This is a genomic window from Amorphus sp. 3PC139-8 (assembly GCF_040750475.1).
Taxonomy (GTDB): Bacteria; Pseudomonadota; Alphaproteobacteria; order Rhizobiales; family Amorphaceae; genus Amorphus.
The window spans coordinates 409,581-422,954 of sequence record NZ_JABJVY010000001.1 but is presented as its reverse complement, the minus strand read 5'-3'; the positions used below and the strand labels follow the sequence as shown (position 1 = coordinate 422,954).

15 protein-coding genes are annotated in these 13,374 nt (G+C 65.1%); 7 read left to right on the top strand and 8 right to left on the bottom strand.

The genetic code is table 11. The features are described 5' to 3' along the window. The first annotated feature begins 59 nt into the window (after window positions 1–59). On the top strand, window positions 60–1,052 hold the full coding sequence (locus HNS03_RS01910; RefSeq protein WP_367192661.1) for a dihydrodipicolinate synthase family protein: 993 nt from the start codon (window positions 60–62) through the stop codon (window positions 1,050–1,052). A gap of 33 nt (window positions 1,053–1,085) precedes the next feature. After that, a complete protein-coding gene (locus tag HNS03_RS01905) occupies window positions 1,086–1,679 on the top strand; it encodes a 2-hydroxychromene-2-carboxylate isomerase (protein ID WP_367192660.1) in 594 nt (197 codons plus the stop codon). A gap of 231 nt (window positions 1,680–1,910) precedes the next feature. Here HNS03_RS01905 and HNS03_RS01900 read toward each other — a convergent pair whose 3' ends face one another. Beyond that, window positions 1,911–2,474, bottom strand: coding sequence for an NADPH-dependent FMN reductase (locus tag HNS03_RS01900; protein WP_367192659.1), 564 nt, complete (start codon window positions 2,472–2,474; stop codon window positions 1,911–1,913). Between the two features lie 92 nt (window positions 2,475–2,566). Between HNS03_RS01900 and HNS03_RS01895 the strand changes: the two genes are divergently transcribed. After that, window positions 2,567–2,950, top strand: a complete 384-nt coding sequence (locus HNS03_RS01895) for a winged helix-turn-helix transcriptional regulator (protein ID WP_367192657.1) — start codon at window positions 2,567–2,569, stop codon at window positions 2,948–2,950. A 15-nt stretch (window positions 2,951–2,965) separates the two neighbouring features. On the opposite strand, the gene ispG is transcribed toward HNS03_RS01895, so the two are convergent. From ispG to HNS03_RS01880, 3 genes are all read right to left on the bottom strand, one after another. Beyond that, a complete protein-coding gene (gene ispG / locus HNS03_RS01890) occupies window positions 2,966–4,231 on the bottom strand; it encodes a flavodoxin-dependent (E)-4-hydroxy-3-methylbut-2-enyl-diphosphate synthase (protein WP_367192656.1) in 1,266 nt (421 codons plus the stop codon). Window positions 4,232–4,331: 100 nt separating this feature from the next. Beyond that, the gene (locus HNS03_RS01885; protein WP_367192655.1) at window positions 4,332–5,258 is read right to left on the bottom strand and encodes a DMT family transporter; all 927 of its coding nucleotides are present in this window, start codon (window positions 5,256–5,258) and stop codon (window positions 4,332–4,334) included. Further along, the gene (locus HNS03_RS01880) at window positions 5,255–5,740 is read right to left on the bottom strand and encodes a Fur family transcriptional regulator (protein ID WP_367192654.1); all 486 of its coding nucleotides are present in this window, start codon (window positions 5,738–5,740) and stop codon (window positions 5,255–5,257) included. Before HNS03_RS01880 ends, HNS03_RS01885 begins: the two co-directional genes overlap by 4 nt. A 244-nt stretch (window positions 5,741–5,984) precedes the next feature. Here HNS03_RS01880 and HNS03_RS01875 point away from each other — a divergent pair, with 244 nt between their 5' ends. Further along, window positions 5,985–6,767 carry a 3-hydroxybutyrate dehydrogenase gene (locus HNS03_RS01875; RefSeq protein WP_367192653.1) on the top strand — a complete coding sequence of 261 codons (783 nt, stop codon included), beginning with the start codon at window positions 5,985–5,987 and terminating at the stop codon, window positions 6,765–6,767. Window positions 6,768–6,830: 63 nt separating this feature from the next. Here the strand turns inward: HNS03_RS01875 and HNS03_RS01870 are convergent, their stop codons facing one another. Beyond that, window positions 6,831–7,703 carry an MBL fold metallo-hydrolase gene (locus tag HNS03_RS01870; RefSeq protein ID WP_367192651.1) on the bottom strand — a complete coding sequence of 291 codons (873 nt, stop codon included), beginning with the start codon at window positions 7,701–7,703 and terminating at the stop codon, window positions 6,831–6,833. Between the two features lie 120 nt (window positions 7,704–7,823). Then, window positions 7,824–9,329 (bottom strand): NAD-dependent succinate-semialdehyde dehydrogenase, encoded by a 1,506-nt coding sequence (locus HNS03_RS01865; protein WP_367192650.1) that lies wholly within the window; start codon window positions 9,327–9,329, stop codon window positions 7,824–7,826. A 296-nt stretch (window positions 9,330–9,625) separates the two neighbouring features. Here HNS03_RS01865 and pcaB point away from each other — a divergent pair, with 296 nt between their 5' ends. Continuing rightward, entirely contained in the window at window positions 9,626–10,930 is a 1,305-nt protein-coding gene (gene pcaB, locus HNS03_RS01860; protein WP_367192648.1) for a 3-carboxy-cis,cis-muconate cycloisomerase, read from the top strand. 79 nt (window positions 10,931–11,009) lie between these two features. On the opposite strand, the gene HNS03_RS01855 is transcribed toward pcaB, so the two are convergent. Further along, entirely contained in the window at window positions 11,010–11,504 is a 495-nt protein-coding gene (locus HNS03_RS01855) for a low molecular weight protein-tyrosine-phosphatase (protein ID WP_367192646.1), read from the bottom strand. A gap of 102 nt (window positions 11,505–11,606) precedes the next feature. Here HNS03_RS01855 and HNS03_RS01850 point away from each other — a divergent pair, with 102 nt between their 5' ends. Together HNS03_RS01850 and HNS03_RS01845 are read left to right on the top strand one after the other, a co-directional pair. Beyond that, on the top strand, window positions 11,607–11,900 hold the full coding sequence (locus HNS03_RS01850; RefSeq protein ID WP_367192645.1) for a 4a-hydroxytetrahydrobiopterin dehydratase: 294 nt from the start codon (window positions 11,607–11,609) through the stop codon (window positions 11,898–11,900). Window positions 11,901–12,014: 114 nt separating this feature from the next. After that, entirely contained in the window at window positions 12,015–12,398 is a 384-nt protein-coding gene (locus HNS03_RS01845; protein WP_367192644.1) for a YkvA family protein, read from the top strand. On the opposite strand, the gene HNS03_RS01840 is transcribed toward HNS03_RS01845, so the two are convergent. After that, window positions 12,388–13,362 (bottom strand): NADPH:quinone oxidoreductase family protein, encoded by a 975-nt coding sequence (locus tag HNS03_RS01840; protein ID WP_367192643.1) that lies wholly within the window; start codon window positions 13,360–13,362, stop codon window positions 12,388–12,390. The two genes, HNS03_RS01845 and HNS03_RS01840, sit on opposite strands and share 11 nt — an antisense overlap. Window positions 13,363–13,374 lie beyond the last annotated feature (12 nt).

The window sequence follows — 13,374 nt, the reverse complement described above, 5'->3', positions numbered from 1 at the left end:
GCACGAGGTGCTGCGCAGGGACTGCCCGGCTGCTTCGGTCGTCTCAAGAAAGAGTTCCAATGTCCAACTCACGTCTCACCGTCGATGATATTCAGGGCTGCTGGGCAATTATGCCGACCCCGGCAACCGCCGATGCCTCCGATCCCGCCGCGCGGGACACTGTCGACCTCGCCGAAACCGCCCGCGTCGTCGACGCGCTCATCGCCGCTGGCATCGACGGCATCATCACCCTCGGGACCCTGGGCGAGTGCGCGACGCTGACCTGGGAGGAAAAGCACGCCTTCATGGCGACGCTCGCCGAGACAGCCCGTGGGCGTGTTCCTGTATTTGGTGGCACCACGAGCCTGAACACGCGCGAGACGATCCGCCAGACGCGTGAAGCCCGGGCGCTTGGGATCGACGGAGTCATGCTCGGCCCGCCGATGTGGTGCGCCCCGGACGTGCCGACCGTGGTGCAGTTCTATCGCAATGTCGCGGACGCCTGTCCCGATACGGCGATCTGCGTCTATGCGAACCCCGAGGCCTTCAAGTTCGACTTTCCGCGGCCGTTCTGGGCGCAGGTGGCTGAAATCCCGCAGGTCGTTTCGGCGAAATATCTGGGCATCGGAGCGCTGCATATCGATCTCGAACTGACGCAGCGGCGGATTCGGTTCTTGCCGTTGGATGTCGATTACTATGCCGCCGCCCGGATCGATCCGCAGTTCTGCACGGCGTTCTGGACCAGCGGCGCGGTATGCGGTCCCGCCCCGGCACTGCAGCTGCGCGACCTGGTCGCCAAAGCAGCGCAGGGAGGAGACTGGGAAGCGCCCAAGGCGCTGACCAACGAGATTGCCGCGACTTATCGCACACTGTTTCCGAACGGCTCCTTTCGGGAGTTTTCCAGCTACAATATCGGCCTGGAAAAGGCGCGCATGAATGCTGCAGGTTGGATGAATGCCGGCCCCTGCCGCCCGCCTTATCACCTCGTGCCATCGGCCTATCTGGAAGGCGCTGTCACGTCGGGCCGGCGATGGGCCGATCTCGACAGGAGCTTATCATCCGGCCGCAACTGATTATGCCCCGTCATCGCCGTAGAACATCTGATCATGCCCGAAACATTGGACTTCTATTTCGATTTCATGAGTCCCTACGCCTATCTTGCCTACCAGAAGCTTCCTGGCCTGGCGGATGAATTCGGACTGCGGCTGATGCCGAAGGTGATAGATTTGGCGGGTACCAAGACGGCGGCCGGCAATACCGGGCCGCGCAACGTCGATATCCCGCCCAAGATCCGCTACCTGAAAGTGGATCTACAGCGCTGGGCCCAACGCTACGGGGTCGATCTGATCTTTCCGAGATCGCTTGAGTCCCAGCGTTTGAACAAGGGCATGTTCTTCGCGTCCGACCGGGACATGGTGTCGGACTATCTGGACGCGGCCTGGTCGCTCGCTTGGGCGAGCGGCGCCGACATGAGCGATGCTGCCGTTCTCGCGAATTTGGCACGAGGTCTCGGCTGGCCGGAGGCGGAGTTCCTCGCCTTCGTCGATACCGCCGATGCGGCGGCCCGTTACGAGGCGTCCAGCCTAGAAGCGCAGAATCGTGGCGTCTTTGGCGTGCCGATCATGATGATCGGCGACGAGATGTGGTGGGGCAACGACCGCCTCGGCTTCCTGCGGGACTTTCTCCTGGAGCGAATTTGACATTTGAGCGCCGCTCGCCGCTAACCGGCGTCTCAAATGTCAAACTCAAAAGATAAAATAGAATCAATGATAGTGATTGTCGGATTTCGACATTCGCACGCGAGTGTGCTGCACAAGATGCCAATATCGAAATTAAACCACGAGAGCCGTTCCACTTTTCTCAACAAAGCGGAGCAGGTTTAAGGTGTGGTTTCGACACGTTTCCGGACGGCCAACCGGGTTCCCCTTGGCCTAACCGTGAAGCGGTTTCAGTACTTCCGCCCAGCGCTTGAGCTCCGACAGCATCGCGTCCGCGCTTTCAAGCTGCAGGTCGTTGGGTGTGAACACCCCGTCCTGGATCTGGTTGGCCACCATCGGGCACATCACGAGTTCCGGCACGGCCATCATCCGCAAGGTGCCGAACCAGGTCCGAGCCTGGTCGACAGCGCGGGTGCCGCCTGAAACGCCGCCATAGCTCACGAACGAGGCGGGCTTGTAGCCCCATTCCTTTGAGACATAGGTGAACGCGTTCACCAGCGCCGGGGTCGGGTGATAGTTATATTCCGGCGTCACGAACACAAAGGCGTCGGCGGCCGATACGCTCGCCGCCCAGGCCTTGGTGTGATCGTGCTGATAGTCCTGAAGCCGGGGATGTTTCGGCTCGTCATAGACCGGCAGGTTGAAGTCGGCGAGATCGACGAGATGCGGTTCGAAGCTGCCGTGCTCCTTGGCGTAGCCGAGGAACCAGTTGGCAACGCTCGGTCCGACCCGGCCGGGCCGCGTGCTTGCGACGATGATGTTCAGACGAAGGGACATTGCTGCCTTCCTATTTTTTGGGCCTGAGATTAGGTATCAAAATGATACCGCTATCTCGCCGATTGCGCTGCGGTGCACAAGAGGGCACATCGATGGATGTCGAGCACATGCATGTTTCCGGACGCTGTAAACGGGTCGCGCCGGTTCTGGCGCGCATCGGCGACAAGTGGGCCGTCCTGGTGGTGGAAACGCTCGCCGACGGACCGGTTCGCTTCAATGCGCTGAAACGGGAGATCGGTGTAATTTCCCAGCGGATGCTGACCTTCACCCTGCGTGGGCTCGAGCGCGACGGTCTCGTCACCCGCACCGTCTATCCGGCCGTGCCGCCGCGGGTCGAGTACGCTCTGACACCGCTCGGCCGGTCCCTCTTGGAGCCGATCGGACATCTCGCGCGCTGGGCTCACGATCATGCCGACGAAATGGCGGCGGCGCGGCTCGCGTTCGACGCGGAAAATACGGCGGAAGCTGCCGAGTAGATCCTTTTCGCCGCCCTACTCCGCCGCGTCGCTGGCGCGCTGGCCGAAGCGTTGCTCGATATAGTCGGCGACCATCTGCTTGAACTCGTCGGCAATGCCGGGGCCACGTAGCGTCTTGACCTTCCGGCCGTCGACGAACACCGGGGCGGAGGGCTGCTCGCCGGTGCCGGGGAGCGAAATGCCGATGTCGGCATGTTTGGATTCGCCCGGACCGTTGACGATGCAGCCCATCACGGCGACCTGCAGCTCCTCCACGCCGGGGTAGCGTTCCTTCCAGACCGGCATGGACGAGGATAGATGGTCCTGGATCTCCTTGGCGAGCTCCTGGAACACCGTCGAAGTGGTGCGGCCGCAGCCGGGGCAGGCGGCCACCTCCGGCACGAAGGCGCGGAAACCCATGGTCTGCAGGAGTTCCTGGGCGACCTTGACTTCCAGGGTCCGGTCGCCGTTCGGCTCCGGCGTGAGCGAAATGCGGATGGTGTCGCCGATGCCTTCCTGCAGCAGGATACCGAGGGCGGCGGACGACGCCACGATGCCTTTGGAGCCCATGCCCGCCTCCGTCAGGCCGAGATGGAGCGCGTAGTCGCAGCGCCGGGCGAGGTCGCGGTAGACGGCGATCAACTCCTGGACGTCGCTCACCTTGGCCGACAACAGGATCCGATCGCGCCCGAGCCCCAGCTCCTCGGCGCGCTCGGCGGAGAGAAGCGCGGAGCGGATCATCGCCTCGCGCATGATCGCGGCCGCCGAAAGCGGTGCCTCGGCGCTGGCGTTCTCGTCCATCAGATGGGTCAGGAGCTCCTGGTCGAGGGAGCCCCAGTTCACGCCGATCCGCACGGGCTTATCGTTGCGCTGGGCGATCTCGATGATCGCGCCGAACTGGGCGTCGCGCTTGGCCTTGAAGCCGACATTGCCGGGATTGATTCGGTACTTGGCGAGTGCCTCGGCGCAAGCGGGATGATCGGCCAGCAGCTTGTGGCCGATATAGTGAAAGTCGCCCACGATCGGCACGGTGATGTTCTTCAGCCAGAGCCGATCGCGAATGTGCGGCACGGCGGCGGCGGCCTCGTCGCGGTCGACGGTGATGCGCACCAGCTCGGAGCCGGCGCGGGCAAGCGCGGCGATCTGGGCGACCGTGGCCTCGATGTCGGCGGTGTCGGTGTTGGTCATGGACTGCACCACGACCGGCGCGTGACCGCCAACCGTGACGCCGCCGACATTGACGGGCACCGAGCGCCGCCGCTCGGACGGGCCGGAGGAAAGGGGGGCAAGGGGCGCAGTCATCGCCTGGCTCTTTCTGTCGACCTCGGTCTCGGAGGAGGGCCTCAAGGATCTCTCAACCGGCCCTTATCTAGAGCTTTCGGGCGGCTCTGTCAGGACGCGATCAGGATCTTCGTGCGCGCGGGCGATAGTTGACCAGGACCAGGCCGGCGAACACCAGCGCGGCCGCAACCGAGAAGCCGGGCGTGAGCGGCTCGCCGAGCACGAGCACGCCGGCGGCGATCCCGAATACGGGCGTCATGGAGGTGCCGGCCTGCAGCGGCCCGGCGGCGTAGCGCGCCAAAAGGCTGAACCAGACCATGTAGGTGACGGCGACTACCCAGATCATCTGATAGCCAACCCAGAGGACCGCATGCGTCGAGACCGGCCACGACACCGTCTCGCCGCGAACGAGCGCCATCACCCCTGCGATCACGGTCGCGACGGCGAGCTGGTAGATCAGCACTTTCTCGAAAGGGAGCGTGCGGAGCACGGATTTGCGGACGGTCAGCGTCTGGCAGGCCCACAGCGCGCCGGCCAGAACGCAGCTTGCGTCCGCGATCAGGCTCGATGCGCTGGCTGAGGACGACGGCACGCCGAGCGCGAGCATGACGCCCATGAAGGAGAACCCCATGCCCAGCCATTGCAGCGGCCGCAACCGTTCGTTCGGCAGAACCACGATGGCGCCCAGCGCCACGAAGAAGGGGGCCGTGTAGAGAAACAACGAGACGCGGCTGGCGGTGGTGTGGTCGAGCGCCAGATACACCAGCGCGAACTCGACCCCGAAAAAGAGGCCGGAGAGCAGGCCCGGCAGCAGCGAGCCGTCGCGCCGAAACAGCGGCACGCCGCGCGCGAACGCCCAGAGCAAGACCAGGATGAGGGCGCCGGCGTAGCGGATCGCCATCTGTGTCAGGGACGGAAAATCGACCAGGGCGAGCTTGATCGCGACCTGTTGCAGTCCCCAGCTTGCGCACAGGATCACCAGAAGTCCGATCGCCCTTAGATCCGGCAACGGGGCGGGCGCGTGACGCGCATCGGCCGACGCCGTCATGCCGCTTCGGCCGCGCAATGTTCACAGATGCCGAAGATCTCGATCGCCGCTCGGTGCGGCTGGAAGCCCGCGGCGCGTGCCACGGCGTCGATGCGGATGTCCAGGTCGGCGGCCGTCGCCTCTCCGACCTGACGGCACCGTTCGCAAATCAGAAACACCAGCGGTTGGGCCTCGCCGTGGCGTTCCGCGCAGGCCACGTAGGCGTTGAGGCTTTCGATGCGGTGGGCCAGGCCTTCCTGGGTCAGGAAGGAAAGGGCGCGATAGACCGAGATCGGAGCGGGCCGTCCCGCCTCGCCGGCAAGCCGGTCGAGGATGTCGTAGGCGCCGAGCGGCGTATGGCTCTCCGCAAGCGTCTCCAGAACCGAGCGGCGCATGGACGACAGGCGCAGCCCTTTCGCCTTGCAATGACGTTCGGCTGCCAGCACAGCCGTGCTGGCGCACTTGCGATGGTCATGGGCTGGGTCGGGAAAGATTGCGCTCATTGTCTGGTCCGCTTCTTGCGGGGATCGGCGTATGCGCCGGTGTCGCGAAGAGGCTGCTTTGGCCTTGTCTGCCGTCTTAGCGCGGCCGGAGCGAATTTGCGAGCGGTTCGCATACGGCTGCGCCTTTCGGTTCGTTTACTCAGACTGTCGTCATATTGCGGTAAATCTTCGCTTGATTACGTAGACGCCGCGGGCGATGCCATCATCTGGAACCATCCGGATGCCAATCGAAAGGGACGCGCACATGCTTAAAGGTAAGACGGCTGTCATCACCGGCTCCACCTCCGGTATCGGTCTCGGCTACGCCCGTGCGATGGCCGAAAAGGGCGCCAACGTCGTCATCAACGGATTTGGCGATGCCGACGCGATCGAAAAAGAGCGTGCTGCGATCGAAAGCGAATTCGGCGTGAAATGCGTCTACTCCGCTGCCGATATGACCAAACCGGACGAGATCAGCGGCATGATCAAGACGGCGGAAGATACGTTCGGCGCAGTCGACATCCTGGTCAACAACGCCGGTATCCAGCACGTCGCGCCGATCGAGGAATTCCCGGACGCCAAGTGGGACGCGATCCTGGCGATCAACCTGTCGTCGGCCTTCCACACCATCAAGGCCGCTGTGCCGGGCATGAAGAGCCGCAAGTGGGGCCGGATCATCAACACCGCCTCCGCCCACGCGCTGGTCGCCTCGCCGGACAAGGCCGCCTACGTGGCAGCCAAGCACGGCATCGCCGGCTTGACCAAGGTGGTGGCGCTGGAGACAGCCCAGCACGGCATCACGGTGAACGCGATTTGCCCCGGCTACGTCTGGACCCCCCTGGTGGAGAAGCAGATCCCGGATACCGCCAAGGCGCGCGGCATCTCCGAGGAGGAAGTGAAGAAGAACGTTCTTCTCTCCGCCCAGCCGACCAAGGAGTTCGTGACCGTCGAGCAAGTGGCCGACTTCGCGGTGTTCCTGTGCTCCGACGGAGCGGCGTCGATCACCGGTGCGATCCTGCCGATCGACGGCGGCTGGACTGCCGAGTAGCCGACCCAGCCTTCCGGCGCAGACCGTGCGCCATGCCCACGGTCTGCGTCCGCGTCTTCCCTTTTAGAAGGCGTTGACGGGGATTTTGAGGTAGGAGCGGCCGTTCTCCTCCACGTCGGGGAGGCGCCCGCCGCGCATGTTCACCTGCAACGCCGCGAGCATCAGCTTGGGCAGGGGCAGTTCCGCGTCGCGCTTGGTGCGCAACGCGACGTAGTCGGCTTCCGTCGGTGCCTGCTTCAGGTGCGGATTCTCCGCCTTCTGCCGGGCCACGGTCGATTCCCAGGCGACGTCCCGCCCGCCCGGCTGGTAGTCGTGGCCGGTGAAGAGCCGGGTCTCGTCCGGCAGCGCCAGAATTTCCATGATCGAGCGATAGAGCATGCCGGCGTCCCCGCCGGGAAAGTCCGCCCGCGCCGTTCCGAAATCGGGCTGGAACAGCGTGTCATGCACGAAGGCGGCGTCACCCACGACATAGGTGATCGATGCGATGGTGTGGCCGGGCGAGTAGATCACCCGCGCATCCATCTCACCGATCTTGAAGGTCTCGCCGTCGGCGAAGGTGTGATCCCAAAATCCGGTCCCGACCTCGAAGTCCGGCAGATGGTAAATCTCTTTCCAGATTTTCTGGACCTCGACCACCTTTTCGCCGATCGCGCGCGGGGCACCGGTCTTCTGCTGCAGATAGATCGCCGATGAGAAATGGTCGGCGTGGGGATGGGTGTCGAGGATCCACTCGACCGTCCAGCCCTCGCGCGCCACGATCCCCAAAAGGGCGTCGGCGTTCTCGGTCGTGACCTTGCCCGAATTGGGATCGAAATCGAGCACCGGGTCGATGATCGCGCATTTCCCGGTAGCCGGGTCGGCGACCACGTACTGCACCGAGAAGGTCGCGGGGTCGTAGTGTCCCCGCACGATGGGGGCGGTCGGCGTTGTGGTCATGCCTACATTCCTCTCGTCACCATATCCGCGATCCCGCGCAAGCGGGATCGTCTTATATTAGCGATATCGGATATAGGTCGGTTCCCTTTGCGGCGAAACCGATCGGCGACCAGAATTCTCTTATCGATCGAGGCCCGCGAGGCTCAGATATTTGAGCTCGAGATACTCTTCGATGCCGTGGTGGGAGCCTTCGCGGCCAAGCCCGCTCTCCTTCACGCCGCCGAATGGAGCCACCTCGGTGGAGATCAGGCCGGTGTTCACGCCCACCATGCCATATTCCAGACCCTCGCCGACGCGGAGGATGCGGCCCATGTCGCGAGCGTAGAAATAGGAGGCGAGGCCGAATTCGGTGGCGTTGGCGAGCTGGACGCCTTCCTCGTCGCTGTCGAAGCGGAACAGCGGCGCCATCGGACCGAAGGTCTCTTCGCGCATCACCGCCATGTCGGGCGTGACGCCGGTGAGCACGGTCGGCTCGAAGAAGGTGCCGCCGAGAGGATGGCGTCCGCCGCCGGTCATCACCTTGGCGCCTTTGTCGACGGCGTCGGCGATGTGCCGTTCGACCTTCTCTACGGCCTTCTCGTTGATGAGCGGGCCTTGCATCACGCCGTCTTCGAAGCCGTTGCCGACCTTCAGTGATTTGGTCGCCGACACCAGCTTTTCCGCAAAGGCATCATAGACGCCGGACTGGACGAACAGCCGGTTGGCGCAGACGCAGGTCTGGCCGGCGTTGCGGTATTTCGAGGCCATCGCGCCTTCTACCGCGGCGTCGAGGTCGGCATCGTCGAACACCAGGAAAGGAGCGTTGCCGCCGAGTTCCAGCGACAGCTTTTTCACCGTGTCGGAGGACTGGCGCATCAACAGCTTGCCGACGGCGGTCGAGCCAGTGAAGGAAAGCTTGCGGACGATCGGGTTCGCCGTCATCTCGCCGCCGATCGGGGCGGCGTCGCCGGTCACCACGGAGATCACGCCTTCCGGCACGCCGGCCCGTTCGGCCAGAACGCACAGCGCGAGCGCGGAGTAGGGCGTCAGCTCCGACGGCTTGATCACCATCGGGCAGCCGGCCGCCAGCGCGGGGGCGAGCTTGCGGGTGATCATCGCTGCCGGGAAGTTCCAGGGCGTGATCGCCGCGGTCACGCCGATCGGCTGCTTGATCACCAGGATCCGGCGATCGGCGAGCGGGGCGGGGATGGTTTCGCCATAGACGCGCTTGGCCTCCTCGGCGAACCACTCCAGGAAGCTTGCGGCATAGACGATCTCGCCGCGCGATTCCGAGAGAGGCTTGCCCTGCTCGGCAGTCATCAGCCGAGCGAGATCCTCCTGGTTCTCCATCATCAGTTCGAAAAGCCGGCGGATGATCTGACCGCGATCTTTGGCAGTGCGGGCGCGCCAGGCCGGCCAGGCGGTGTTGGCGGCTTCGATCGCGCGGCGGGTCTCTGGCGCCTTGCAGTTGGGGATGGTGCCAAGAACGTCGCCGGTTGCCGGATCGGTTACCTCGGCCGTCGCGCCGTCGTCGGCATCGCTCCATCGGCCGGCGATGAAGGCCTGCGTGCGGAACAGGCTCGGGTCCTTGAGGCCGAGCCGGTCGATGGCCGGAGTGGTCGAGGACGACGTCGAGGCAACAGCCATGGCTTGAACTCCCTGCGAGATCGATAACGGACGCTTCGCCGGCGCGGTCAGAAAGTGGCCGGTAAACGGCTTGCGTCCCTTTGAAACGCGCGAAGCGAAGGCGACGTTCGCGGAAACCGTGAGCGGACCATAATGCGTTTCCCGGCAAAGGGGACACCGGTTTTCCGTTTGCAGGCCCGCTCTGACGCCTTTTTCGGCTTGGGCAGAGCGCAGGCAGAGTTCGCGGCCTTTGCCGCGACGCCGCGATCGGGCTATGCCGGCGCGACATCTATTTGCCCGCGCGCAGGAGCTCCGCCATGGCCGTCAGTCCCTTCGATTCCGCGATTTATGGACCGTTGTTCTCCAATCCGGAGGTGGCGCGCCTGTTCACCGACGAGGCCGAGCTTGCGGCCATGATCCGGGTGGAGCGGGCGCTTGCCCGGGTGGAAGGGCGGCTCGGCGTGATCCCGGCGGCGGCTGCGGAGGCGATCGATGAGCGTCTCAAGGAGATCGCGATCGATCCGGCGTCGTTAGCAGGCGGCGTCGTCAGCGCCGGGGTGCCGCTTCCCGGGCTGGTCAAGGACCTTCGCAAACACGTGGGGGGCGAGGCCGCTCAGTTCGTGCACTGGGGCGCCACCAGCCAGGATATCGTCGACACCGCCCTGGTGCTCCGGCTCGGCGAGGCGCTGGATCTCATGGCCGCCCGGTTGGATCGGTTGATCGAGGCCCTCGCCGCGCTTGCCGAGCGCCACCGTTCGACGGTGATGGCGGCGCGCACCCGTACCCAGATCGCGGTTCCGACGACCTTCGGCCTGAAAGTCGCCGGCTGGCTTGCGCCATTGATCCGCCGGCGGCGCAAGCTCGCCGAGGTCCGGCGCGACCTCGCTCAGGTGCAGTTCGGTGGCGCCGGCGGAACGGCCTCGGCGATCGGGGCGGACGGGTTGAAGGTGATGGAGGCGCTGGCGGAGGAATTGGGGCTGAACGCCGGGCCGATGCCCTGGCACACCCAGCGCGATGGCTTGTTCGAGCTGGCCGCCTGGTTGACCTCGCTAACGGCGAGCCTGGGCAAGATCGGCACCGACGTGGCCCTGCTGGCCCGCAGCGAAATCGTGGAGCTGCGGCCGGGAAGCGGCGGCGGGTCGTCGACCATGCCGCAGAAGGCGAACCCGGTCGCCGCGGAACTGTTGGTGACGCTGGCGCGCACCGCAGCCGGCACGCTCGGCACATTCGCCCAGGCGGGCCTCCATGCGGAGGAGCGCGACGGCGCGGCCTGGTCTATCGAGTGGGCGACGCTGCCGAGCCTGGTCGCCGCGGCCGCCGGGGGGCTCGCCCATGGCGAAGCGCTGGTGGGAAGCCTGGTGGTCGAAGAGGCTGCGATGGCCGGCCGCGCGGGCGGAGCGACCCTGGCCGAGGCGGCAAGCTTCGCGCTGTCGGAACACATGACACGTGAAGAGGCCCAGGCGCTCGTGAAGGAGGCTGCCGGGCGCGGCGGCGATTTGATCGCGACGCTCTCCACCCTCTCGGATGCGCCGATCGACTGGGAGGCGCTGGGTGACCCGGCCCGTCATCTGGGCGTCGCGGAAGCCTTTGTGGATCGGGTGCTGGCCGAAGCGCGGTCGTGAGCCGGATTGATGGCGCGGCCTCAACGAGTGCGCTTCAGCCGCGCCATGGCGGCTCTGTGAGGCCTCACACCAGACCGGATTAACCGTCCGACCCTTCCGGAGTTGGCTCCAAAAGCCGCGCATAGAGCGTTTTCGCGGCCGCCTCGATCTCGACGAAGCAGGTCTCGAAATCGTCTTCGGGGCCGGTATAGGGGTCGTCCACATCGGCGTCGACGTCTTCGGCCACCTGCCGGAACAGCCCGATTCGGGCGGTGGCATCGGCCGGCGCACGTTGGAGCACGTTGGCGAGGACGGAGCGGTCCATTGCCAGGATCATGTCGTAACTGCGGTAGTCTACCTCCGCGATCATCTGCGCGCGCTCGCCGGTCAGGTCGATGCCGTGACGCTGGGCCGCGGCGATGGCGCGACCGTCCGGCGGCTTGCCGACGTGCCAGGGTCCGACCCCGGCGGACTCGATCCGGATCGGCCGCACGCTCGTCGCCGCCAGCGATCGCAGAATGCCGGCGGCCATCGGCGAACGGCAGATGTTGCCCAGACAGACGAACAGGATGGAAGTTTCCGGCGGTCTGCTCATGATGTCCTTTTCAGGTCCTCAAGTTCAGCGTCGGTCGGATCGCCTCTCGACTCGCGCTCCGGCGTCCCCCATGTTTCATGAGCGAAACGACGGGAGATGCCGATGGCCGAACGACTTTCGCCCGAAGCGCGCGCCGAAGCGCTTGCCGAGTTGACCGGATGGACGGCGCTGCAAGACAGAGACGCCATCACGCGAACGTTCACATTTCGGAACTTCCAGGAAGCGTTCGCGTGGATGACGCGGATTGCCCTGGTCGCGGAAAAAATGGATCATCATCCGGAATGGATGAACGTCTATAAGACAGTAACGGTCACCTTGTCGACCCATGATGCCGGCGGATTGACCGCACTGGATGTCCGGCTCGCAAAGGAAATGGATCGCATTTTCGGCGTGTGAACTGGCTTCAACGGGGCCGATGAGATCGGTTCGATTGGACGTTTGGGGGCCGTGTCGACTCCCCTTGCGCAGGAAATCTCGGTTTCTGGTGCGTTATTTTGGATTAGGAACAGAATGTTCGGAAAGAACCGGAAGAAGCAGGAACCCGAGATTCTCCCGCCGGACCACCCGTTTGCCCAGGAGGATGTGGTGCGCAACCGCTTCTGGCGCACGGCGCGACGCGCGGCCGGCCAGATTCCGTTCGTGGAAGATCTGGTCGCCGCCTACTATTGCGCGTTGGATCCGGCGACCCCGATGCGGGTCCGTGGCATGCTGATGGGCGCGCTCGGCTACTTCGTGCTGCCGACGGATCTCATCCCCGACGTTCTGCTCGGTTTCGGCTTCACGGACGATGCCTCGGTGCTCATCGGCGTGATTGCGCTGGTCTCCACCCACATCAAGGACGAGCACCGGCAGGAGGCCCGCCGGGTGCTCGATCTCGATTCGCTCAAGGCTTGATGATCAGCTTGCCCTTGACGGCGCGGGCGGCCAACCGATCGAGGGCGGCCGGCGTCTCCTCCAGGGGGAAGACCGTGTCGACGTGCGGCTTCAGCCGGCCTTCCGAGACCCAGTCGAGAAGCTGACGCACATTGGCGCGATGTCCCTCCGGATCGCGCTTGATCGCCGCTCCCCAGAACACGCCGCGGATGTCGCAGCTTTTCAGGAGCGCGAGATTCAGCGGGATTTTCGGAATCTCGCCCGAAGCGAACCCGATCACCAGAAACCGGCCGAGCCAGCCGAGCGCGCGTAGCGCCTCTTCCGCCAGCGCACCACCCACGGGATCGTAGACCACGTCGACGCCAGCTCCGCCGGTGATCTCCTTCAGCTGCTCTTTGAGGGAGAGCGAACCGTAGTCGATCCCGTCGTCGGCGCCGAGGCTGCGGGCAAAGGCGACCTTGTCGGCGGAGGAGGCGCACGCGATCACATGGGCGCCCATCGCCTTGCCGATTTCCACGGCTGCCTGACCGGTGCCGCCGGAAGCGCCGAGAACGGCCAGCGTCTCGCCCCGTTTCAGACCGCCGCGATCCCGCAGCGCATAGAGCGTGGTGCCGTAGGTCACGATCAGCCCGGCCGCGATCTCGCTCGGCATTCCGTCGGGGATCTTGACCAGCTCGTCGGACTTTACCACCACGCGCTCGCGGCAGGTTCCCCAGCCGAGATAGGCGACCACTCGGTCGCCGACGGCAAACGCGTCGACGCCCTCTCCGAGCGCCTCCACCCGTCCGGCCATTTCGGCGCCGGGGGAGAACGGGCGCTCGGGTTTGAACTGGTAGCGATCGGCGATGATCAGCGTGTCGAAGAAATTGAGGGCGGCGGCCTCGACCGCGACTGAAACCTCTCCGGGGCCGGGTGTCGGATCGGGAAGCGTCTCCAGCGTCAGGCTGGAGGGGGGGCCGGGGGCTCTGCTCAGGACGGCGCGCAAGGCGGGTGTCTC